Source organism: Nocardia altamirensis NBRC 108246, from assembly GCF_001612685.1.
Lineage (GTDB): Bacteria > Actinomycetota > Actinomycetes > Mycobacteriales > Mycobacteriaceae > Nocardia > Nocardia altamirensis.
In genome coordinates this window covers 70,886-94,915 of the sequence record NZ_BDAY01000046.1, presented here as the reverse complement: position 1 = coordinate 94,915, position 24,030 = coordinate 70,886, and the positions used below count along the sequence as shown (strand labels likewise).

Genomic DNA, 24,030 nt, shown 5'->3' with positions numbered 1-24,030 from the left:
GACGCCCAGATACGCACCGCGTGTGGGACGTGTTGTGCCGCACAGCCTCAGCGCACGTTGCCGGAAAAGTTCGCGGGCAGGTCACCGACGATCGGCAAGGCGATCATCGACGGCCGAGCTGCGTCGTGCACCAGGCGATGCAGGCCGGGCTGCGGCGCGGCACTGGTCGCCCACGGCGCACCGTCGGACGGATTGACGTCCCAGTGCGGGAAATCCGACCCGGCGATGTGCACGGCGATCCGATGGCCTGCCAGGAAGACGTGGCTCGTTGCCCACAGGTCGACCGGGAACTCCACAGATTCATTGGCGTGCAACGGTTCCGCCGCGGTGCCGAGCCGGCGAATGCCGTGGGTGATCGGATAGCGGCGCCCGTCCGGGTACACATCGACAAGGGTCGCAACGACATCCGCGCCCGCGGCATCCGTGCGCAACCAGACCGTGGCGTGCACGGCGCCGGTGACCTCCACATCGTCCATCAGCACGCCGCTGTCGAAGGCAAGGACGTCGGCCCGCGCGAGCAACGCGGCCTGATCCCGGGGACCGTTCGGAATCGCCCAGGTCTGACCGCCGATCGACGGCACCGGATGGGCAGGATCGTGCGTCCACTCGTCCGCGGGCTCGTCCCCCGGCGGGATCGTGTCGAGGGTGCCGGTCGGCCCGCCGCTGACGGCACCGCCCGCCGAGTGCAGGTAGAAGCGAACGGTGGTCGATTCGGGCGGCCACACCGCGGCCGTACGCCATTCGTTGCGGCCCATGGTGAAGTACTGCACACCAGGAATCGGCTCGCCACCCTCCCTGCCGACGAGCGGGGCGAAGAACTTGTCGAGCAGCGGCCACAGCTCGAACTCGGCGGCCTGCCCGAAATCCAGTTCCCCTGCGGTGGATTGGGGTGCGCCGTAGTGCGCGTGCTGCCACGGTCCGACGATCAGATGCTGTGGCGCGGCCCCAGCGGCGACGCCAACCGCGTAGGCGTTCAGCACGCCGCCGAGCAGCATGTCGTACCAGCTGGTCACGTACAGCGCGGGCACGGCGATCTCCGGCACCAGCTTGCGCGCCGAAAGATACTCTCCCCCATCAGGTCTCTGCGCCGCAGCTTGCCCATCCCGCACCCATGGCGCGACCGCGTCGTAGCGCGTGAGGATCTCCTCGAACGGGGTGTGCAGCGCGTTCGACCAGGACAGCGGCGGAAACGGATTGAACGGATCGCCCGAGGAATCCGCGAGCAGCGCGAGCAGCGTCGCGACTTCCTCGGCACGACCGCATCGACCGGCCGACATGATCGCCATGGCGGTGCACCAGGCGAAGAAGAAGGCGGACTCGACCGCCCCGCCGCGCCGAAACCCGTTGTCGGCCAAGTCGACCAGTGGCGAGACCGGGCTGATGCCGACCAGCGCGGGCGGCCGGGCCGCAGCACCCTGGATTTGGACGCTGCCCAGGTAGGACTGCCCGGCCATCACCACCTTTCCGTTGGATCCGGCGAGGGCCGCCGCCCACGCGATGGAGTCGACCGTGTCATGGCTTTCGTCGCGCAGCGGGTAGAAGTCGCCGTCGGAGGCGAAGGTCCCTCGGACGTCCTGCGCGACGCAGATGTACCCGCGTGGCACGAAGAATTCGACCTCGGAGGGGAAGCCCGGCGTGGTGAAGGTGGCCTTGTCGTAGGGCAGCCGCAGCAGCATGACCGGCCAGGTGTCCGTCGCACCGGCGGCTGCCGGTTCGGGCCGAAACACGTCCGCGCGCAGGACAGTTCCGTCCCGCATCGGCACCTCGACATTCTGGTCCACCAACATGCGTTGCCGCCCTTCCTGTTTCGAACTCGACGTGGTGCGCGCAGTGCGGCGCACTCATGGCAGTGATGCCCGTGGGCTCGACCCACGGGCATCACCGGAGAGAACTGCTCGACGCCATCCCTAGTCGACGACCGCCGCCAGCCGCTCGGGCTCGGTCACCAGATCCTTCGGCTTGACCCGGATCGTCAGGGCGACCACGATGGCTGCCGCCACGCAAAAGCCTGCACCCCAATAGAATCCGACGGTGTAGCTGTGGATCGCGGCCTTGGCGGGCAGCGTCGGCTCCGGCGGGTGACTGGTCGCGTACTCCTTCATCGCCTGCACCGCGATCGTGGTGAGCAGTGCGGTGCCGATCGAGGCGCCGACCTGCTGCACCGCGTTCAACAAGCCACTGGCCACGCCGATATCACTGTCGTCGATCGAGTGCAGCGCCGTCGGCTGCATCGCCACGAAGACCAGCGCGACGCCGAGGGCGAAGATGATCTGGGCGGGCAGCACCACTTGCACATAGCCGTCGCCGAACTCCAACTGCGCCAGGAAGATCAGGCCTGCCGCACCGAGCAGGGTGCCGACGAGCAGCAGGATCCGCGGCCCGACCTGCGGCAGCAGCTTGCTCGCCACACCGGCGGCGACCAGGACGCCGGCCGGGAACGGCAGGAAGGCGCAACCGGCCTTCAGCGGCGAGTAGCCGAGGGTCTGCTGGAAGTAGTAGGTGAGGAACAGGAACATCGCGAAGATCGCGATCGGGACGAGCAGCGCGATCAGGAACGCGCCGCCGCGGTTGGTTTCGCCCGGAATCCGCAGGGGCAGCAGCGGATTGGCGACCCGAGCCTCGATGAACACGAACAGCGCGAGCAGTGCGCTACCGCCGACCAGCAGCGTGAGGGTGCTTGCCGCGGTCCAGCCGTCCTCGGCCGCGCGGTTGCAGCCGTAGACGATGGCGACCAGCGCTGCGGTCACGCAGACCGCTCCGGGCAGGTCGTAGCCGCCCGTGCGTTTCGCTGGCACGTCCTTGATGACGACAACCACCGCGGCGGCCGCGGCGGCCAGCGCGATCGGCGTGTTCACCAGCAGACACCAGCGCCACGACGCATATTCGGTCAGCACACCGCCGCCGATCAGCCCGATCGCCGAGCCTGCACCGGACACCGCGCCGTACACGGCGAACGCGCGGGCTCGCTCCTTCGTCTCGGTGAAGGTCAGCGACACCAGCGACAACGCCGCGGGCGCCAGCAGCGCGCCGAACAGGCCCTGCAGTGCGCGGCCGGCGAACAGCAAGGCGGCGGTGTCGGCCAAGCCCGCCAATGCCGAGGACACCGCGAAGCCGATCAGCCCGATCAGCAGAATCCGGCGGCGACCGAGGTAGTCGGCCAGCCGTCCGCCCAGCAGCAGCAACCCGCCGAAGATCAAGGTGTACGCGGTGAGCACCCACTGCTTGTCGGCGTCGCTGATGCCGAGGTCGTTCTGCATGTAGGGCAACGCGATGGCGACGATCGTCGCGTCGAGGACTACCACCAACTGAGTTATCGAGAGAACCGACAGCGCCCACCATCGTCGGTCGGACGCTACGCGCGTTGCGGACATGAAACCTCACCTTCGGCCGGGATGTGGGTCGTGCATTGGTGTTCGACGAGTTAGAGCGCGCTCGTCGGCCGGCGGATACAACGGAACCAGCGGGGATATCGAATCGTTACCCGTCACTTGGCAGTTCGCCCCCGAGCGCGGCGGGATGGCGCGACGAACGTGACGCCGGCGGCCGGATCACCTTGGTACGCAACGAGAAAGGCCGCAGGCATGGTGCCTGCGGCCTTCCTGTGTCGATCGGCGTTACCTCATTGTGCCTGCGGCTTCGCCCATTTCCGTTGAATCTCCGGCCACTGCCGCTGCATCGTCCGGAACATCAGCGGGTACACGACCAGCGAGCGAATCGGGCGGATACTCGCCATGTACAGCTTCCCGAAGACGCCGTACGTCTTCACCAGCGCGGTCATCTGGGAGTAGTAGCTGCCGTCGGCGCGCTGCACCCAACCCTGGTGCATCACGATGTGCCCGATCGAGGCGGAGAATTCCGCGGTCCATTCGTCGTGCGTCAGATACACGGTCCGGAACGGCGCCTGCTGCATATCCGGTCCCGTTGCGGCCAGCAAGTCCTCCGGCAGTCGATCACGCAGCGACGCCACCCGCTTGCCGACCTGCTGGTCCGCGCTGTCCCAGCCGAGCAGCGCGCCCAATCGCCAGCGCAGGTTCCACAGTTCCCTGGTGACGACGTTGGCGCTCATCGTCGTGTTCTCGGCCGAGGTCGAGTACCGCACCAGGGTGGCGAGGTCGTCGGGACCGCCCGAGATCGGCAATTCCCATACGTCCTCGAGCACGAAATCATCGATGAATTCGTGTATCCGCCACGGCCGCGATGTGAACTCGGTATTCGGAATCTTCTGAGAGAACAAGGCGTCGGTCCCCCTCGGCAACGCTCGCATATCACTTCCTTCCCCTAGGAGTGGACAACCAGGACCGGGATCGAGCCGCGACACCGAGTCGGCAGGTGCTATATCTGGCGGGGCGTGTTGACGCGCACGGCCATGTTGCCGAACGGATGCGTGTTCTTGTAGAGCATTTGATGTGCGGTGCCGACCCCGGCGAGGTCACCCACCCAGGATAGGCACGGATCGAGCTGGCCCGCCGCGGCCATGCTGATGACCTGGCGACACTGCTGCAGGTTCGCGTAATGCGAGCCCTGCAGTCGCTTCTGGCGCATCCACAGGAAGCGCAGATCGACGTCGGCGTTGTAGCCGGAGGTGCCGCCGCAGATGACGACCATGCCCGCGGCGTCACACAGATACATCGAGGTCGGAATCGTGTTCTGGCCGGTGTGCTCCAGCACGATCCGCGGCGCCCTGCGCTCGCCGAGCACCTCCCAGAACTTGCGGCCGAAGGCGCGCGCACCCTGCATCCACTCGGCCATCGCTGTTGTGTCGGTGGCGTCGGGCAGCCTGCCCCAGTGCTCGAACTCGGTGCGGTTGATGTAGCCCTTCGCGCCCATTTCGACGCAGCGCTTGCCGCGGTCGTCATCGGAGACGACGGCGATCGGGATGCCGCCGCGCAGCCGGGCGATCTGGATCGCCATCGACCCGAGCCCGCCCGCGCCACCCCAGATCAGCACGGGGTCACCGGGATTGACGGTATGCGGCTCCCACCCGCACAGCTGGCGGTATGCGGTCGGACCGGTGAGCAGGAACGCCGCCGCGTCCTCCCAGGACATGGTGGCGGGCTTGGGGTGGCACTGGAAGTCGCGAACGAGGCCGAACTGGGCGAAGGAACCGTAGTTCGTCTCGTAACCCCACGCCTTCCCCGAGGTGGACGCGGTCGGATCGACGCCCATTCGGATATCCGCCGTGTTCTCGTCCCAGACCATGCTGGAGATCATCACCTCGTCGCCGACGGCGACCGAGGTGACGCCGTCGCCGACGGCCCAGACGATGCCGGATCCCTCGGAGCCGCCGATGTGGAAGTTCTCGGGCTCCCCGCCCTTTTGGCGCATACCGACCACATCGACCGGATAGCCGAGCGCGGCCCAGACGTTGTTGTAGTTGATGCCCGCGGCCATCATGTACACCAGGACTTGGCCGCGCCCGACCGGCGGCACATCCACCAGCTCGACCGCGAAGGCCTGCTCCGGCTCCCCGTAGCGCTCCGGCCTGACCACCGACGCGTACATCCTGGCAGGCAACTCACCGAGCGGGGGCAGCTCATCGAGTTCGAAATGATCTGTGGTCATTGGTATCTCCTTCACAGAAATGAGGAGCAACCCGCAGGACCGGCAGATACAGCAACATGTCGACATCACGCGCCACGCGCGTGAGAACCGAAACGCCTGCTACGCCATGGATCGACGGCAGAGAAGTGCCCGCCGAGCCTCGTTGACGGGAGAGAAATGGTTGTTGACCCGTTGAGCGGAGAGAAATGGTTGCAGACCCGAGTTGAGCGGAGTCTTATGGTTGCAACACGCCACACGACACGCACCATTTCTCTCCGCTCAACTTCCCAAGATCACTTCCCCGGAAAGGTCTTTGGACCGGACCACAGCCAAGGAACCCGGCTGGAACGAACGAATACGCACCTGACAGCGGAAGGTCAGCCGGGTTGGGCTGTGGCCGTGCCGCTTTGGGCCCGGCGAAGGCAAAGCTCCTTCGGCTCCACGGTCTCCTGACGAGTACGGCAACCTAGGGTTTGCACCGGATAGCGTGGTTGCGTCGTCTGCCGTACCCGGCGGACCTCCCGCTGTCAGGCACGCGTTCGCTCGTCCCAGCCGGGTTACTTGGCTGTGCTCTCGTTTCGAGAGCTTTCGAGATCAAAGACAGAGATTCAAGATCAAAGACTCTCAGCCGCAGGGGTTTCAAGATCGGAGGCATCGAAAGGGGTCGGGGGATCTCGGCATGTGGGATTGGAAGGGGTGGTTTCTGCCGAGGGGGTACTGGTGCAGGTGGGTTCTCGGGCGATGCCTGCACCAGTACCCCGTGATCAATTGACCAATTCAGAAGGGTGGGGATTCGGCTGGGTCAGGGTCAGGGCTGGGGGTGGAGTTGCGGGAATTCGCGGCGGATTGCCTTGGCTTGCAACGGGTATACGACGAGGCGGCGAATTGGGTTGATGGCGGCCATGTACAGCTTTCCGAAGAATCCGTACGGCTTCACCAGCGCCGTCATTTGGGAGTAGTACGTGCCGTCGTCCTTTTTCACCCACCCGTGGTGCATCACGATGTGGCCCATGGACGCGGAGAACTCGGCCGCCCATTCGTCGTGGGTGAGGTACACCGATTTGAACGGTGTCGTCACCATGTCCGGCCCGCGCACGGCGAGCAGGTCCTCGGGTAATCCGTCACGCAGCGACACCGCCCGCTTGCCGACCTGCTGCCGCTCGCTGTCCCAGCCGAGGAGCTTGCCGAGCCGCCAGCGCAGCGCGAATAGTTCGCGGACAACGACATTGGAGCTCAACGACGTGTTCTTGTCCGAGGTCGCATACGCCACCACAGTCGAAAGGTCGTCCGGACCACCGGATATCGGCATGGCCCACACGTCTTCGAGCACGAAACCGTCGATGAATTCGTGAATACGCCACGGCCGGGAGGTGAACTCCGTATCCGGGATCCGCACTGCATGCCTTCTCTCTGTCGAGTTGGGTACCAAGGGATCGAGCTCGACTCGACCGAGTGCACAGTCGAGTTCTGTTCAGCCGTATAGATTTACCGGCACATGGAAAGCCGTGCCGATATTATCGTGATCTTGGCGCGCCCATCGCCAGCACGCGCTGTTCGGCAATATTTGCCGTGCCACACAGCAAAAAAAGCCGACCGGGGCGCTGGCGTGCAGCGTCCCGGTTCGGCAACGAGTGGGAATTCAGGCCTCGGGCAAGGCCGGCGGGTTCGCGAACCAGTCCTCGATGGGCACGTCGCAGGAATTGAGCACATAGGCGAGCATCGTGTAGGTGCCGATCAACGCCAGCAGCTCGACCAGTCGCGGCGCGTCGTAGTCGGCCGCGAGCTGCTGCCAGGTCGAATCCGACACCCGCGCAGCCGGACCGCGCAGCTCGTCGACCGCGCGCAACAGCGCGGCGTCGGACGCCGACCAGCCCGGTGCGTCCGGACCCGCTGGGACCCTGGCGATCTCGTCCGCGGTGAGACCGGCCTTGGTGCCGATCGCCACGTGATGGGCCCACTCGTAGTCCGAGCGCAGCAGATACCCGATGCGCAGCACCGCCAGTTCGCGGTCACGCAGCGCGAGCAGCCCGGTGCCGAGTGCGGTGAGGAACGGGTTCAGCGCGGTGAGCAGGCCGGGATGATTTCCGATGGCGGCCAAGACATTCGGCACAGGCGCGCCGACGAGGTGCGCGAGCGGCCCGTTGGGGTCGTTGGGCTTGTCGGCGGGCAGGCCGACGAGTGGCCGGATCTCCTCCGCGGGCGCAAGGGTGAGACGCGCGGTGGCATTCGGTGTGCTCATGATCCGGCCTTCACTTCGTCGGCGAGATCGACCATCTGGTGCAGCAGCTGGCCGGGGCCAGGGGTGCCGTCGGCGTTGATCTCACGGTAGACGGCGCCGATGTTGAGGATGACCCGCTCGGCGCCGTAGAAATCGGCGAACTCGCTGAAATCGAACTCCCTGGCGGACTCCAGGGCGGTCTTGCCCTCCTTGTGGGTGGCGGTGGCGTGGTCGCGCACCCGCTCGAGGTAGTCGCGGCAGCGCGCGACCTCGGCCTTGCCGCCGACCGGGCCGTGGCCTGGCACGACCGTGTCGACGTCGAGCCCGAGGATCACGTCGCAGGCGTGGATGAAGTTGTCGATCGGTCCGGTGTGCACGACGCCGTGCCCGCCGAAGACCATGATGTCGCCCGCGTACAGGACCTTCGCGTCGGGCACGTGAATGAGCACGTCACCGACGGAGTGCGCGGGACCGACCTCGAGCAGGCGCACGGTCCTGGTGCCGACGGTGAGCTCGAGTTCGCCGTTGAACGCGATGGTCGGGTAGGTAGGGGTGATGCCGGAGAAGTCGAAGGGCGAAAGGATCGCGCGCAGCCGGGGATCGGCGCCCTCGGACAGCACCGGGGCCAGGATCTCGGTGCCGTGGTGGCGCATCTCCCGCGCCGCGACCGTCGAGGAGATGATCGTGGCGTCGCCGACGAGCTGATTGCCCCACCAGTGGTCGCCGTCGCTGTGCGTGTTCACCACGAAGCGAATGTCCGCCGCGGGCAAGGCCTTTGCGATGGTGTCGAGCATCTGCCTGGTCTGGCCGAGGGTGTACAGCGTATCGACGAGCAGCGCCTCGTCGCCCGACAGCACCAGGCCTGCGTTGCTGTAGCCGGTGGCGGGGTTGCCTTGGAGATAGGCATAGGTGTCGGGAGCGATCTGATGCAGATCGGTCGTGTACGGAATGGACATGAAGACTCCTTCTTTCGGACAGAAGACAAGATCGCGCGGCCCGGCCAGCGGATACACGCGCGTCGAGGTCAGCTGTCGCCGGCTCCGGGCACTGCCTCGATCAGCGAGAAGGCCACCGGAGCGGGCAGCAAGCTGACCGTGGAGACGGTGAAACCCGCGCGGGTGCAGAGATTCTCGAATTCGGCACGGGTACGACCCTGGCCACCGCCGAGCACCCGCATGTGCAGATCGCTGAGGTACATGGTGTCCGGGATGGAGCCGTCGACGGTTTCCGGCAGCGCTGGATCCACGATGAGCAGACGGCCGTGCGCGGGGATCGCCCGCCGGATCGTGTCGAGCACCGCGACCGCACGATCGTCGTCGGCGTAGTGCAGGACGTTCTTGAGCAGGTAGAGGTCGGCGCCCGCAGGCACCTCACCGCCGATGTCGCCCGCGGTCACCGTGCAACGGTCGGCCACGCCTGCGGCGGCGAAGTTCGCCCCTGCCTCGGCGACCGCCCCGGCGTTGTCGAACAGCACTCCGCGCACGCCGGGATGGGCGGCCAGAATGGCGGCGAGCACGGTGCCGCGGCCGCCGCCGATATCGGCCACGGTGCCGTAAGCGGCGAAATCATAGTGGAACGGCAGCGTCTGCGCGGTCTGTGTTGCGCTCTGCTGCAACGCGGCAGGAAAGGCGGTCGACAGGTTCTCGTCGCCCGCAACATATTCGAAGAAGGACTTCCCGAAAACCTGGTCGAACACGCCCTTTCCGGTGCGAACGGCGGTATCGAGCTCACGCCACGCGCCGACGATCGCCGGATCGGTGAACACCCGAGCGAAGGAATCCAGCGAATCGGTGCGATCGGTGCGGAGCAAAGCCCCGGTCTCGGTCAGCCGGAAGTGCCCGGCCGCGGTCTGGGTGAGGATGCCGTGCGCGGCAAGCGCGCGGCAGAACTGGGTGGTCGCCGCGGGGTTCGTGCCGAGCGCCGCGGCCAGCGCCGCGCCGCTCTGCTCGGTGTCGCCGAGGGTGTCGGCCAGCCGCAGGCGCACCGCGGTGGAGACGGTCTGCGCGGCCAGGTGCCCGAAGACCAATTCGAACAGTCGCTGCTTGTGTTTCGGTTCAGTCATGGAACTTCCCAATCTCAGGTGAGGATGATCAGCTGTGCACCGGCACCGCGGCCCGGCGGCGCAACGTCAGGTGTGGGCCGTTGCTCGGCACGATCACCGGACCGCGCGGCTTGGCCGTGCTCGGCTCGCGGTCGGCGCGGCCGAGTTCGCAATGCGTCAGCACCTCGCGCAGCATGACCTTGATCTCGTGGACGGCGATCCGGTCGCCCATGCACCGAGTGTGGCCGCCGCCGAACGGGATCCAGGAAAAGGTGCCTGGCGCCGAGCCGAGGAAACGCTCAGGCCGGAACTGCTCGGGCTCGGGGTACCGGACCGGGTCGTTGTTCAACAGCTCCGCGCTCGGCACCAGCAACTGGCCGCGTTCGTACCGGACACCGCCGATCTCGATCGGCTCGACCACCTGCCGCGCCAGGTTCATCGGCAGCGGCGGATTGATCCGGAGCACCTCGTGCACGACGGCGGTGAGGTACTCCTCGGACTCGCCCGCGTCGAGCTCGGCGCGGAGCTTGCCGAGCACCTCGGGGTCCCTGGTGAGGTACTCCAGCGACCAGCAGACCGCAGAGACAGTCGTCACGGTGCCAGCGATGAACATGGTCATCATCTCGTCGCGCAACTCGACGCCGGACAGCTGCGTGCCGTCCTCGCGCGTGATCGCCAGCATCACCGACAGCATGTCGTCGCCGAGCTCGCCGATCCGCAGGCGCTCGGCCACCGCCTCGGCCAGCAGCGCATCGACTACCGGGCGGCGCTTCCAGAAGTCCTTGACACCGGTGCCAGGCATCAACTTCATGAACAACTTCGTGGCGGGCGACCAGTTGTCGATCTGCAGCATCGCCGTCTTGTAGGTGTTGAACTCGACCAGGGCCATCAGTGCGTCGAGCAGCCGGTCCCAGTTGGACGGGACGACTTTGCCGAACACCACTTCGCGGATCACATTCATGGCCCAGCGGTGCACCAGGTCGTGCATCTCGATGACCTCGTCCCGCGGCCACTCCGCGACGGCCTGGATCGTGATCTCCTCCACCGCATCCTGGATGCGCTTGAACGCCGCGCCTTTGAAGCTGCGTGTGAGGGCACGGCGACGCGCCAGGTGCTCGCCCTCGTCGAGGTACGCGATGCCGGTGTTGCCGAAGTACTTCTCCAGTGCGCCATTGGAATTGCCGCAGTGCAGGCTCGTGCGCGGCGCCTGGTAGACGGCGCGCACGTCGTCCGGATCGGAGAGCACGAAGAACTGCAACCCCGGCTTGATGTGCAGCAGGAACCGGGTGCCGTACCGCTCCCTGCACTCGTTCAGGAACTCGGTGCGCCGCGTCATGAACCGCCACAGCTGCTTGCGATGGCTGTCCGTCGGACCGAGCACCGCCGACGACGGGATCACCGTCTGCGCGGGCGCGGCCTGGTGGACAGGACAGCCTGCCGCGCGGGCCGCGGCCGCGACGTCGGTCGGGCTGCCTGCGCCATGCGCGGCGGTCGCGCTGTCGGTCGGGTCCGGATGGTTCATCTCATCTCCTCTGTGTGCAGGCCGGGCACCTCGCGGGGCCGGGTCATGGTAGTGAGAGCCCGAGCGGTCACCGCTGGATCCACTTTTCGATCACTCCGGCGCTCGCGGGGTCGTTGATCAGGCCGAAATGGTCGGCGTCCACGTCGATTCGGTCGCCGCCGAGCTCCCATTCGGGCCACGGCCTGCTCGCGCCGGAGGGCACGCTCGCCCGCAGATACAGCTGCGGAGTGTCGAGCTCGGGCTCGCCGAACTGGGCAAGCAACCGTAGGTAGGTGCCCATCGCCAGCCAGCCGGAGTCGTCGAAGGCGAGGTCGCGGTTGCCGTCGAGCAGCATGGTCACGGTCGCCCCGAAGACGCCGGCACCCTCCTCGACGACGAATCGCGGTGCCGGTGTGTCGACCAGCACCAAACCCGTTGCGGCCCGGCCGGTCCGCTCGAACTCGGCGGCCAGCGCGTGCGCGATGGCGCCGCCGATCGAATAGCCGACGAGGACGAAATCGCCGTCGCCGACGGCTGTCCTGATCGCGTCCGCGAGCACGGCGATCGCGACGTCCCAGGACGCGGGCATCGCCTCGCCGTCCCGGAATCCGGGCAGTGAGCAGGCGAAGACGTCTCGGCCGGACAGCTCAGCGGCGAGGCTCAGGAACAAGTGCGGCCCGGAGCCGACCACGAACGAGGGCACGCACACCACGGCAGGCTGTGTCGCATCGCCTTTGGCAAGGCGAACAATCTCCGTGCCGTCGGCCATGGGCTCGGTGAACGACGGCAGGAATCGGGACGCCTCGAGCAACCAGGGCAGTGCTCGTTCGATGTCGCCGGCCCGGTGGGCATGCCTGATCAATGCGGTGATCGTGCCTCGATCATTCGCAGGCGCGAATTCTCTTGGTGCAGTGTCGATCTGCTCGGCAGCTTCGCCGACCTCGTCGGGCTCCGCCACCGCCACGTGGTCGCTCAACTGCCCCGCGAGCCAGCGGGCGATGCCGAGGGTGTCCGGGTGGTCGAAGACGACGGTCGGCGGCAGTGACACACCGGTCACCCGCTGCAGCCGGTTGCGTAGCGCGACCGCGCTCACCGAGGTGAAGCCCATCTCCCGGAATTCCAGGTCGAGTTCCACCGAATCGGCGGACTCGTGGCCGAGCACGGCGGCCACCTGGGCGCGAATCACGTCCTGTAGCACCGTCTCTCGCTCCTCCTCGGGCACCGCAGCGAGCCTGCGCACCAGCGAGCCGTCTTCGGCGGCGTCGGCCGCCGTCGGCAAGGCCGCGGCCAGGATTGCCTGTCCGGCGCCGGATCCCGACGTCACCGGCGGCAGCCAATACCGCCGCCGCTGGAACGCGTAGGTCGGCAACGGAACGTCAACCGCCCCGGTCTCGGCGTAGAAGCCGGGCCAGTCCACCGGGACGCCGACCGTGTGCGCGCTCGCCAGCGCTAGTGCGAACCGATCCAGGCCACCCTCCTCGCGGCGCAGCGTCCCGACCGTCGCGATCCGGCCCTCGGCGCCGTGCGCGTGCGCGGTCTGCTCGATGGCCGTCGTCAATACCGGATGCGGCGAGACCTCAACGAAACACGTTGCGCCGTCGTCGATCAACGCGCGCACCGCCGGTTCGAAGCCGACCCGCTGCCGCAGGTTGGCATACCAGTACGGTGCGCCGAGATCCGTGCCGTCGACGTAGGTGTCGAGTGCCGTCGAGTAGAACGGCACCCGGTTCGCGCGCGGCGCCACCGAGGTCAGCGACGCGAGCAGCTCGGTCTCGAGCACTTCTACCGCGCTGGTGTGCGAGGCGAAGGCGGAACCGAGGGCGCGGGTGCGGACGCCGTCGCGCTCGCACTCGGCCTGTAGCTGCACCAAAACGCTGGTGTCGCCGGCGACAACGAGTGAGGTCGGACTGTTCACCACCGCGACGGCGACCGCGGCGCCGCGCGGCGCGATCCGCTCTTCGGCCGCTGCCACCGACGCCCCGATCCATAGCAGGCCCGCGTCGTTGGGCAGCAGGTCGTGCGCGATCCTGTTGCGCATCACTACGATCAGCGCGGCGTCTTCGAGCGACAGGGCGCCGGAGACATAGGCGGCGGCCACTTCACCTTGCGAATGACCAACCACCGCATCGGGTTCCACGCCGTGTGCCCGCCACAGCGCCGCCAGCGAGACCATCACCGCGAACACCACCGGCTGTAGCACGTTCACCGGGATCACCCCGTCGACCACGTCCATCGACGGCGCCCCTGGCGCGCTGCGCAGCACTTCTTCGAGTCGCCAGTCCACGTGGGGTTCGAATGCCCGTGCACAGGCGGCGATTTCAGCGGCGAATGCCGGCGCGGTATCGAGCAGTCGCACCGCCATCTCGGTCCATTGCGAACCGTGGCCAGGGAACACGAACACCGTCTTGCCCGGCACCGCCTTGCCGTCGATGGTGTGCTCGGCCGGTTCGGCGGTGGCCAAAGCGGCCAAGCCGCTGATCAATTCATCCCGATCCCTGGCAACGACGGCGGCCCGCCGCGACAGTGCCGCCCTGGTCGTCGCGGACGCGAAGCCGACATCGACCGGATCGAGACCGGGATGCGCAAGCAGGTAGCCGCGCAGCCGATCAGCCTGCGCCTGCAAAGCGGCCGGGGTGCGCGCCGAGATCAGCACGGGCACCGCAGGCAGCTTCCGCCCGGTGACCTCGGGCACGGGATACGGTGCTGGCGCCTCCTCCAGGATGACGTGCGCGTTCGTGCCGCTCATGCCGAAGCCGGACACCGCGGCCCTGCGCGGGTGGCCATTGGTCTTCCACGGCTGCTCCTCGGTGAGGAGCTCGACTTCGCCTGCGTCCCAGTCGATGTGCGGCGACGGCTCGTCCACGTGCAGCGTGCGCGGCAGCACTTCGTGCCGCATCGCCTGCACCATCTTGATCACGCCTGCGACACCGGCGGCCGGACCGGCATGCCCGATATTCGATTTGATCGAACCCAGCCAGAGCGGACCACGCTCCCGCTCCTGGCCGTAGGTGGCCAGCAGGGCGTGTGCCTCGATCGGATCGCCGAGCCGGGTGCCGGTGCCGTGCGCCTCGACCACGTCCACGTCGGCGGCCCGCAGTCCGGCCGCGTCCAGCGCGGCCCTGATCACCCGCTCCTGCGAGGGACCGTTCGGTGCGGTCAGTCCGTTGGTGGCGCCGTCCTGGTTCACCGCGCTGCCGCGCAGCACCGCGAGTACCCGGTGGCCGTTCCGCCGCGCGTCCGACAGTCGTTCCAGCACAAGCAGTCCCATGCCGTCGGCGAACGAGGTGCCGTCCGCGGCGGCGGCGAAGGCCTTGCACCGGCCGTCCTCGGACAGGCCGCGCAGCCGGGCGGTATCGCTCAGGGCGACCGGGGTCGACATCACCGTCACGCCGCCGGCCAGGGCAAGGGAGCACTCCCCCGCCCGCAGCGCCTGCGCCGCCAGATGCAGCGCGACCAGCGACGCCGAGCACGCGGTGTCCACGGTCAGCGCGGGCCCTTCCAGGCCGAGCAGGTAGGAGATCCGGCCGGACAGCACGCTCGACATCACGCCGGTCAGGTGGAAACGCTCCAGCTCGGAGGGCATCACCGTGCCGTAGTCCGGGTTGACGGCGCCGCAGTAGACCCCCGTGTCGCTGCCGTGCAGCGCGGTCGGGTCGATGCCCGCGTGCTCGAGTGCCTCCCACGCGCCCTCGAGCAGCCAGCGCTGCTGCGGGTCCATCGCCAGCGCCTCGTGCGGGCTGATCCCGAAGAACTCCGCGTCGAAATCGCCTGCGCCGGTGACGAAACCGCCGAGCTTGGCGTAGGTGGTGCCCGGGTTGTCCGGGTCGGGGTGGTAGAGCCGTTCGAGGTCCCAGTCTCGGTCGTCGGGGAAGCCGGTCATGCCGTCACCGCCCGCGGCGACGAAATCCCACAGCGCGTCCGGCGAATGCACCTCGCCCGGATAGCGGCAGCTCATCCCGATGATGGCCAGCGGCTCGTCGGGGGCGGCGCGTTTGCGTGTCTGCCTGCGGGTGGTCGCCGCGCCCGTGAGCTGCTCGACGATCAGCCGGGCCAATGCGGCGGGCGTCGGGTAGTCGAAGGCGGTGGTGCTGGTCAACCGCAGACCGGTGCCGCGGTTGAGGCGGTTGCGCAACTCGACCGCGCTCATCGAGTCGAGCCCGATGTCCTTGAGCGCGCGGGTCGCCTCGATCGCCGCATGGCCGTCGTGGCCGAGCACCGCGGCGACCTGGTCGAGCACGAACTCGCGCGCGATGCGTTGCCGGTCGGCCTCCGCCGCGGCGAGCAGTTCCGCGGCCAGCGGATGCGCGCCGGTGTCGACGCCGGTCGGCGCCGCGGTGATGGCGGTGAGCACCGGGTCGTCCACCGGCAGCGCCGCGGCCGCGGTGGTGTCCGGCGCCAGCCAGAACCGGCGGCGTTGGAACGCGTAGGTCGGCAGGTCGACGCGGGTGGCGCCGGTGCCCGCATAGCAAGCGGCCCAATCGATGCCGAGCCCGGCCATGCGGGCCTGGCCGAGGAATCCGGCGAAGGTGGCGACCTCGTCGCGCTCGGCCCGCGCGGCCGCGATCAGTACCGCCTCCGGCTCGTCGCCTTCCAGCTCGTCGAGCGTCTGCCTGGCCATGGCGGTCAGCACCGCGTCGGGGCCGAGCTCGAGGAACCGGCGCACGCCGTGCTGGTAGAGCGTGCGCACGCCGTCGCCGAACCTGACCGCCGCGCGCACATGCCCGACCCAGTACATCGGGTCGGTCAGCTCATCGGAGACGACCGTGCCGCGCACATTCGACACGATCGGTATCCGCGGTTGCTGGAAGGTCAAACCTCGTGTCACCGTCTCGAATTCGGCGAGCATCGGCTCCATGCGCGGTGAATGGAACGCATGACTCACCCGCAGCCGTGCGGTCTTGCGACCCGACCACTGCGGCAACCAGTCCTCGGCGGCGTCCGCGTCGCCGGAAACCACCACCGCGCGTGGCGCATTCACCGCGGCGATCGCCAACCGCCCGTCGAATCCGGCAAGCGAGGCGAGCACCTCCGCCTCGTCGGCCTGCACCGCCACCATGGCGCCGCCCGCGGGGAGTGCGCCCATCAATCGGCCACGCGCCACCACCAAGGCGGCGGCGTCGGCAAGCGAAAGCACGCCTGCGACGTGCGCGGCGGCGATCTCACCCACCGAATGGCCGATGAGGTAATCGACTCGCACGCCGAAGGATTCGACGAGCCGGAACAGCGCGACCTCGACTGCGAACAGCGCGACCTGGGTGTACTCGGTCGCATTCAGCAGGGCCGCGTCCGGCGAATCCGGTTCGGCCGCGAGCAATTCCCGCAGCGACCGGCCGAGCAACGGATCAACCACCGCACAGACTTCCGCCAAGGCCGCATCGAAACGCGGTAACGCGGCGGCCAATTCGGCGCCCATCCTGGCCCGCTGCGCACCCTGCCCGGTGAACATCACCGCCGTCTTGCCTGCGACCGCACGGCCTTCCAGCACGCCGGGTGCCGCCGCGGCCACCTCCGCCAGGCCGGACAGCAGCGCGTCCCGGTCCGGCGCGAGCACCATGGCGCGGTGCGGCAGCAACGCCCGCGAGGTGGTCAGCGAGAATCCGAGGTCGAGCGGCGAGAGTTCGGGATCGGCCTGGACCAGGTCGCGCAGCCGTTCGGCCTGGGCCCGCAGCCCGCTCGCGCCTTGCGCGGACACCAGTACCGGCGCCGGCATCCGTACGGCGGCGACCGGACTGGCGGTGGGTGCGGCGGGCACGGCGGCGGGTGCTTCTTCCAGAATCACGTGCGCATTGGTGCCGCTCACCCCGAACGACGACACCGCGGCCCGCCGCGGCCGCTCGTGCGCGGGCCACGGCTGCGCCGCGCGTAGCAGCGCCACCGTCCCCGACGCCCAATCCACCTGCGGTGAAGGCGCGTCCACATGCAGAGTCGGCGGCAACGTCGAATGCCGCATCGCCAGCACCATTTTGATGACACCGGCGATGCCTGCGGCCGCGGAGGTGTGCCCGATGTTGGATTTGATCGAGCCGAGCCACAGCGGATCGCCGGTCCGGTCCCGTCCATAGGTGGCCAGCAGGGCGTGCGCCTCGATCGGATCACCCAATTGGGTTCCGGTGCCGTGTCCTTCGACCGCGTCGACGTCGGCGGCGGACAGACCGGCGTCGGCCAGCGCCGCCCGGATCACCCGCTCCTGCGCCGGGCCGCTCGGCGCCGTCAGCCCGTTGCTTGCGCCGTCCTGGTTGATCGCGGAACCGCGCAGCACCGCGAGGATCCGGTGGCCGTTGCGTTGCGCATCGGAAAGTCGTTCCAGCACAACCACGCCTGCGCCGTCGGCGAATCCGGTGCCGTCCGCCGCCGCGGCATAGGACTTACAGCGGCCGTCGGCGGCCAGGCCGCGCTGCCTGCTGAACTCGGTGAGCAGAATCGGGCTCGACAGCACGGTCACCCCGCCTGCCAACGCCAGCGAGCACTCCCCCGCGCGCAGTGCGCGGGCGGCCAGGTGCATAGCAACCAGCGACGACGAGCAGGCGGTGTCGACGGTGACCGCAGGGCCTTCCAAGCCGAGCAGATAGGAGATCCGGCCGGCCAGCACGCTGGTCAGCACGCCGAGCCGATAGCCGGCCAGCTCCGGCGGCATGGTCCGGCCGTAGTCCGAACTGATGGCGCCGCAATAGATTCCGGTGTCGCTGCCGCGCAGTGCGGTGGGGTCGATCGCGGCGTCCTCGAAGGCCTCCCATGCCGCCTCCAGGATCAGCCGCTGCTGCGGGTCCATCGCCAGCGCCTCGCGCGGGCCGATACCGAAGAAGTCGGCGTCGAAGTCGGCCACATCGTCGATGAAGCCACCCTTCGTCGCGTAGGTGGTGCCTGGATGGTCCGGATCAGGGTTGTACAGCCCGTCGACGTCCCAGCCGCGATTGTCCGGCAGCGGCACCATCGCGTCGCGGCCATCGGCGAGCAGGTCCCACAGCTGCGCGGGCGAGGCGGCGCCGCCGGGGAACCGGCAGCTCATGCCGACCACCGCGATCGGCTCGCTGGCCTTGGCCAGCATCTGCCGGTTCTGCTTGCGCAGCCGATCGTTGTCCTTCAAGGCCGAGCGTAGTGCCTCGACTAGTTCGTTCGCCTCGGTGGTCACGCCACTTCCTCTCTGCCTGGCGCGCCGCGAAACGTGCCGTCGTTGAGACTCATTGCTGATCCCCTCGCGCCATCCGGATGAGGGCCGCGGCGTCGAGCTCGTCGATCGAGTCACCGTCGCCCGACCCGGGTTCGGGTGCCGAAGGCTCGTCGCCGCCTGCCAGTTCGAGCAGGGTGTCGAGCAGGCCGCTGCGGCGCAGGCGTTCGATCGGAATGCCCGCGATAGCGGCGCGAATGGCCTGGTGTTCCGGATCTACCTTGGCGGGGCCGCCCGCGGCGGCCGCCGGGTCGATCGCCGTGAGCAGGTAGCTGGTCACCGCAGCCGCGGTCGGATGGTCGAACACGAAGGTGCTCGGCAGTCGCAGGCCCGTGATGCGGCCGAGCCGATTGCGCAGCCCGACCGAGGACAGCGAATCGAAGCCCATGTCCTTGAACGGGCGATCGGGGTCGATCGCGGTCGCGGACTCGTGGCCGAGCACCGCCGAGACCTGTGCCTGCACCAGATCGAGGACAAGTGCCGCGCGCTGGTCCTCGGCGACTGCGGCCAGCCGCTGCGCCAGCGACCCGCCGGCGGCCGCCGCATTCCGCTCTGGAGTCCGTACCAACCCGCGCAGCAGCGCGGGCAGCGTCCCGGTCCTCGCCTGCGCCCGTAACTGCGGCAGGTCGAGCTGGACCGGCGCGAGCAGTGCCGTATCCCGTTGCAGGGCATGGTCGAACAGCTCGAGTCCGCGTTCGACCGCGAGCAGGGCGACGCCGGAGTTCTCGATGCGGGCCACGTTCGTGGTGTCGAGTCGGCCCGCCATGCCGGTCCCCTCCGCCCACAGACCCCACGCCAGCGACGTGCCGGGTAGCCCTGCGGCGCGGCGCATTTGGGCGAGTGCGTCGAGACCGGCGTTGGCTGCGGTGTAGGTGGCCTGTCCGGGATTGCCGAACAAGGCTGCGCCCGAAGAGAACACGACGAACGCGGCCAGGGGTTGCCCGGCGGTCAGTTCGTGCAGATGCCAGGCGGCATCCACCTTGGGTCGCATGGCGCGCGCCAAGTCCGCCGGGGTCAGCGACTCGACGACACCGTCGGCGAGCACGCCCGCCGAATGCACCACCGCGGTCAGCGGGTGGTCCAGAGAAGCCAGCAGGGTGGCAAGCTGATCGCGGTCGGTGGCGTCACACGCCACGATCCGCACGCTCGCCCCCAGCCCGGTCAGCTCGGCGGCCAGCTCGCCCGCACCCGCGGCGTCGGGGCCGCGGCGGCTGGCCAGCACCAAGTGCCGAATGCCGTGGCCGCGGGTCAGGTGCCTGGCGAGCACCGGGCCCAATCCCGCAGTGCCGCCGGTGATCAGGACGGTGCCGTCGGGGTCGAGCGGCTGCGCTGCCGCGCCGTCCACGGCGGGGACCCGCGCCAACCGCGGCGCGAGCACCTGGTCGCCACGCACCGCGAATTGCGGCTCGTCCACCTCGAGCAGCCCGGCCCACGGCACACCCGTGCCGTCGTCGGCGCCGCCGAGGTCCGCGAGCACGATCCGGCCGGGGTGCTCGGACTGGACGCTGCGCACCAAGCCCCAGGCCGTGGCTTCGGCAAGGTCCGGCGCCGCGCCATCGGGAGTGACGGCGTTGCGGGTGACTACAACCAGGCGGGTCTCGCCCAGCCATTCGCTAGCCAGCCAGCGTTGCACCGTCTCCAACATGCGAGTGGCCGTTGCCCGCGCTGCGGCTGCCGGGTTGCCCTCAGCGGCAATGCCATTCGTGGCAGCATCGGCCACCGGCTCGATGCGGATCAGCACCGCGTCCGGCGCGGCCGTACCCTCCGCCATCGCCCGCTCCACCGCGGTCAGATCGGCGAACCGCGCGTTCTGCGGGCCGATCGCGCCGACCCAGGACAGCTGGAGCGGTGCGGCATCCGATGCCTGGATGCCGACCCAGTCGAGCCCGTAGAGCGAATCAGGCCCGACGCCACGGGCGCGGTCGAGTTGCGCAGGGTCCGCCTGCCGGTAGATCAACCCGCCCACGCTCAGCACCGGAAGCCCTGCGGCGTCGACGATGTCGACCTGCAAGCCGGACGCGCCGTTGTGCACGATCCGCGCGCGAGCCGCCGACACACCCTGCTGTCCGGGCCGAATCATGGACCAGGAGAACGGCATCTCGACCGAGGACCCCGGATCCTTGTCCACCAGTCCGCCTTGCAAGGCGGCGTCGAACAGGCCCGGATGCAGCACGTATCCGGCGCCATCGGCGTCGTCGGGCAGCGCGACCTCGGTGTAGATCTCGGTGCCGGACCGCCATGCGGCCCGGATGCCCTTGAACAGCGGGCCGTAGTCCAGGCCCGCGTCGCTCATCCGCGCGTACAGATCCTCGACGGCAACGGGCACCGCGTCGGCGGGCGGCCACTGCGCCGGAATGACGCTGTGCTGCACGGTATCTGTGGTCAGCCAGCCCCTGGCATGGCAGACGGGTTCGGGCTGTTCGTCGTCGGCGTTCGGCTCCGGGCTGGAATACAGCGCGACCTCGCGGCGGCCGTCGTCGTCGGCAGCGCCGACCACCACCTGGACCCGGATCGCGCCGGGTCCGTCGAGGACCAGCGGTGCCTGCAACACCATTTCGTCCAGCACCGGGCAGTCGACCTGGGCGCCCGCTGCCAGGACCAGTTCCACCAGGGCAGCGCCTGGCGCGATGGCGACACCGAACACCACATGGTCACGCAGCCACGGCTGGGCGTCCTGCGTCAGCCGACCGGTGAAAACCCATTCGTCGCGGTCACCGACGCTGACCGCGGCGGCCAGAATCGGGTGGTCTACCCGGCCGAGACCGGCCGCGGCCGCGTCACCGCTGCCCGCACTCTGTGTCAGCCAGAAGCGCTCCCGCTGGAAGGCATAGGTGGGCAACGAGACCCGCTCGGCTCCGGTCTCGGCATAGTAGGCGGGCCAGTCCACGACGACGCCGTGCACGTGTGCCTCTGCCAGCGAAGTGGCGAAGCGGGCGGGGCCACCTTCGCCACGCCGCAAGGAGCCGAGGGCTGCAACGGGATTCGTGGTGTGATCAGCAATCGTCTCCTCGACCGCGATCGTGAGCACCGGATGTGGCGAGACCTCGACGAAGCAACCGGCGCCCTGGTCGAGCAGGGCCCGAACCGCAGGCTCGAAGCCCACCTGGCCACGCAGGTTCCGGTACCAGTAGCCGCCGTCCAAGATCTCGGTGTCGACGAACCCGCCGGTGACCGTCGAGTAGAACGGAATCGACCCGGATTGCGGTGTCACGTCGGCGAGCAGCTCGGCGAGCTCTGCCTCGATGGTCTCGACCTGCACCGAGTGCGAGGCGTAATCCACTGCGACGCGCCTTGCGCGGATGCCCTGTCCTTCACACACCGCGAACAGGTCGTCCAAGGCGTCCGGCGCTCCCGAAACCACCACCGCGGCAGGACCGTTCACGGCGGCCAACGAGGCGCGTCCGTCATAGGGTGCGAGCAGTTCGGTCACCCACTGCACCGGTGCGGACACCGACATCATGCCGCCGAGACCGGCCAGATGCTGTGCGATCGCGCGGGACCGCAGCGCCGCCACTCGTGCGCCGTCGGCGAGTGACAGCCCTCCCGCCACCACTGCGGCGGCTATCTCGCCTTGCGAATGTCCGACCACCGCAACCGGTTCCACACCGTAAGAGCGCCACAGTGCCGCCAGCGACACCATCACCGCCCACAGCGCGGGCTGGACTACGTCGACACGCTCGAGGGTCGGCGCACCCGGCTTTTCCCGCAGCACGTCCTCTAGATCCCAATCGGTGAATTCCGCGAGCGCATTCCCGCACTCACGCAGCCGCTCCGCGAAAACCGGTGTGGTGTCGAGCAGCTCGACGGCCATGCCGACCCACTGCGCGCCCTGTCCCGGGAACACGAACACCGGCTTCGCCTCGCCCGATCGCCGCCCTTCGACCACATGCTCGGCAGGCTCCGCCTCGACCAGCGCGGTCAAACCGGCGACGAGTTCAGTGTGGTCACCCGCGATCACCGCCGCGCCGTGCTCCAGCCGAGCCCGGCTCACCGCCGACGAGTAGCCGACATCGGCGAGCGACAGCTCGGGGTGCGCAATGGTGTAGGTGCGCAACCGTTCTGCCTGCGCACGTAGAGCCGCCGGAGTCCGTGCCGACACCAGCACCGGAACCGGACCGCGCGCAGTGCCACCGGTAACGGTGATTGCGACAGGTGCCGACGCGACTGGTGCCGGTGCCTCTTCGATGATCACGTGCGTATTGGTGCCGCTGACACCGAACGACGAGATGCCTGCCCGCCGGGGATGCCCGTTGGTCCGCCACTCGCGCGCCTCGGTCAACAGGGCGACGGCGCCGGAATCCCAATCCACGTGCGGCGACGGCGTATCCACGTGCAGAGTCGCCGGCAACAGCTCGTGCCGCAGCGCCTGCACCATCTTGATGACGCCCGCCACACCGGCCGCGGTCGACGTGTGCCCGATGTTCGACTTGATCGAGCCGAGCCACAGCGGATCACCGGAACGCTCCCGGCCGTAGGTGGCCAGCAGTGCGTGCGCCTCGATCGGGTCACCGAGTTTGGTTCCGGTGCCGTGACCTTCGACCGCACCGACATCGGCCGTGGTCAGCCCGGCGTTCGCCAACGCGGCGCGAATCACGCGCTCTTGCGAGGGACCGTTCGGGGCGGTGAGCCCGTTGCTGGCGCCGTCCTGGTTCACCGCGCTGCCGCGCACGACGGCCAGCACCCGATGCCCGTTGCGTTCGGCATCGGAAAGCCGTTCCAGCACAAGCAGACCCGCGCCGTCCGCGAATCCGGTGCCGTCGGCGGCGGACGCGTAGGACCGGCAGCGGCCGTCGGGCGAGAGCCCGCGTTGCCGACTGAAGTCGACGAACAGCGTCGGACCGGCCAGCACGGTCACACCGCCGACCAGTGCCAGCGAGCACTCCCCCACCCGCAGTGCCCGCGCCGCCAGATGCAGCGCAACCAGCGACGACGAGCACGCGGTGTCCACCGACACCGAAGGCCCCTCCAGGCCGAGGGTGTACGAAATACGGCCGGACACCACGCTTGTCGTACCGCCGGTGAGCCGCAGGCCCTCGATCTGCGGCACCGTGCCCGCGGGCATCGGTGCGTAGTCCGAAGGGCCTACGCCGCAGAAGACGCCGGTATCGCTGCCGCGCAACGAGGTCGGGTCGATCCGGGCGTCCTCGAACGCCTCCCACGCCGCCTCGAGCAGCAACCGCTGCTGCGGGTCCATCGACAAGGCCTCGCGCGGACTGATGCCGAAGAAGTCGGCGTCGAACGTCGTTGCGTCGCTGACGAAGCCGCCTGCCCTGGTGTAGCAGGTGCCCTGCTGATCCGGGTCCGGGTCGTAGAGCCGGTCCAGATCCCAGCCGCGGTCGGCCGGAAAACCCGAGATGGCGTCGCGGCCACTTGCCACCAGATCCCACAGCTCGTCCGGGGAATTCGCGCCGGGGTAGCGGCAGCTCATCCCGATCACGGCCAGCGGCTCGGTGGCGCGTTCCTCGACCTCGCGCAACCGACTTCGGGCATCGTTGAGGTCGACCGCCATCTTCTTGAGGTAGCGGACCAGCTTCTCCTGCTGGTCCTCGACTGGGGTGGTCATG

Annotated in this window: 10 protein-coding genes and 1 pseudogene; all 11 read right to left on the bottom strand. The window is 68.8% G+C overall.

Annotated elements, in window-relative coordinates:
- Positions 1–47: 47 nt before the first annotated feature.
- The 11 genes and pseudogenes from NA11_RS23735 to NA11_RS23685 all read right to left on the bottom strand — a co-directional run bounded on the left by NA11_RS23735 (position 48) and on the right by NA11_RS23685 (position 24,029).
- On the bottom strand, positions 48–1,787 hold the full coding sequence (locus NA11_RS23735) for a CocE/NonD family hydrolase (RefSeq protein WP_069164183.1): 1,740 nt from the start codon (positions 1,785–1,787) through the stop codon (positions 48–50).
- Between the two features lie 120 nt (positions 1,788–1,907).
- A complete protein-coding gene (locus NA11_RS23730) occupies positions 1,908–3,371 on the bottom strand; it encodes an MFS transporter (protein ID WP_069164182.1) in 1,464 nt (487 codons plus the stop codon).
- Between the two features lie 248 nt (positions 3,372–3,619).
- Entirely contained in the window at positions 3,620–4,264 is a 645-nt protein-coding gene (locus NA11_RS23725; protein WP_069164181.1) for a DUF2867 domain-containing protein, read from the bottom strand.
- 68 nt (positions 4,265–4,332) lie between these two features.
- On the bottom strand, positions 4,333–5,562 hold the full coding sequence (gene ccrA, locus NA11_RS23720; protein ID WP_174567718.1) for a crotonyl-CoA carboxylase/reductase: 1,230 nt from the start codon (positions 5,560–5,562) through the stop codon (positions 4,333–4,335).
- Positions 5,563–6,349: 787 nt separating this feature from the next.
- Positions 6,350–6,937, bottom strand: coding sequence for a DUF2867 domain-containing protein (locus tag NA11_RS23715; protein WP_069164180.1), 588 nt, complete (start codon positions 6,935–6,937; stop codon positions 6,350–6,352).
- Positions 6,938–7,180: 243 nt separating this feature from the next.
- A complete protein-coding gene (locus tag NA11_RS23710) occupies positions 7,181–7,780 on the bottom strand; it encodes a carboxymuconolactone decarboxylase family protein (RefSeq protein WP_069164179.1) in 600 nt (199 codons plus the stop codon).
- Entirely contained in the window at positions 7,777–8,715 is a 939-nt protein-coding gene (locus tag NA11_RS23705) for an MBL fold metallo-hydrolase (protein WP_069164192.1), read from the bottom strand. The genes NA11_RS23710 and NA11_RS23705 overlap by 4 nt, the downstream gene beginning before the upstream one ends.
- 68 nt (positions 8,716–8,783) lie before the next feature.
- A complete protein-coding gene (locus tag NA11_RS23700; RefSeq protein ID WP_069164178.1) occupies positions 8,784–9,821 on the bottom strand; it encodes a methyltransferase in 1,038 nt (345 codons plus the stop codon).
- A 28-nt stretch (positions 9,822–9,849) separates the two neighbouring features.
- Positions 9,850–11,322: a cytochrome P450 gene (locus NA11_RS23695; RefSeq protein ID WP_069164177.1), complete on the bottom strand. Its 1,473-nt coding sequence runs from the start codon at positions 11,320–11,322 to the stop codon at positions 9,850–9,852.
- A gap of 67 nt (positions 11,323–11,389) precedes the next feature.
- Positions 11,390–18,415 (bottom strand): annotated as a pseudogene (locus NA11_RS23690) (type I polyketide synthase); the annotation flags it as partial.
- A gap of 64 nt (positions 18,416–18,479) precedes the next feature.
- On the bottom strand, positions 18,480–24,029 hold the full coding sequence (locus tag NA11_RS23685; protein ID WP_084655009.1) for a type I polyketide synthase: 5,550 nt from the start codon (positions 24,027–24,029) through the stop codon (positions 18,480–18,482).
- Position 24,030 lies beyond the last annotated feature (1 nt).

Coding starts and splice junctions, on each gene's coding strand:
- NA11_RS23735 (WP_069164183.1), bottom strand. CDS start 1,787: ATGTTGGTGGACCAGAATGTCGAGGTGCCGATGCGGGACGGAACTGTC.
- NA11_RS23730 (WP_069164182.1), bottom strand. CDS start 3,371: ATGTCCGCAACGCGCGTAGCGTCCGACCGACGATGGTGGGCGCTGTCG.
- NA11_RS23725 (WP_069164181.1), bottom strand. CDS start 4,264: ATGCGAGCGTTGCCGAGGGGGACCGACGCCTTGTTCTCTCAGAAGATT.
- ccrA (WP_174567718.1), bottom strand. CDS start 5,562: ATGACCACAGATCATTTCGAACTCGATGAGCTGCCCCCGCTCGGTGAG.
- NA11_RS23710 (WP_069164179.1), bottom strand. CDS start 7,780: ATGAGCACACCGAATGCCACCGCGCGTCTCACCCTTGCGCCCGCGGAG.
- NA11_RS23705 (WP_069164192.1), bottom strand. CDS start 8,715: ATGTCCATTCCGTACACGACCGATCTGCATCAGATCGCTCCCGACACC.
- NA11_RS23700 (WP_069164178.1), bottom strand. CDS start 9,821: ATGACTGAACCGAAACACAAGCAGCGACTGTTCGAATTGGTCTTCGGG.
- NA11_RS23695 (WP_069164177.1), bottom strand. CDS start 11,322: ATGAACCATCCGGACCCGACCGACAGCGCGACCGCCGCGCATGGCGCA.
- NA11_RS23685 (WP_084655009.1), bottom strand. CDS start 24,029: ATGACCACCCCAGTCGAGGACCAGCAGGAGAAGCTGGTCCGCTACCTC.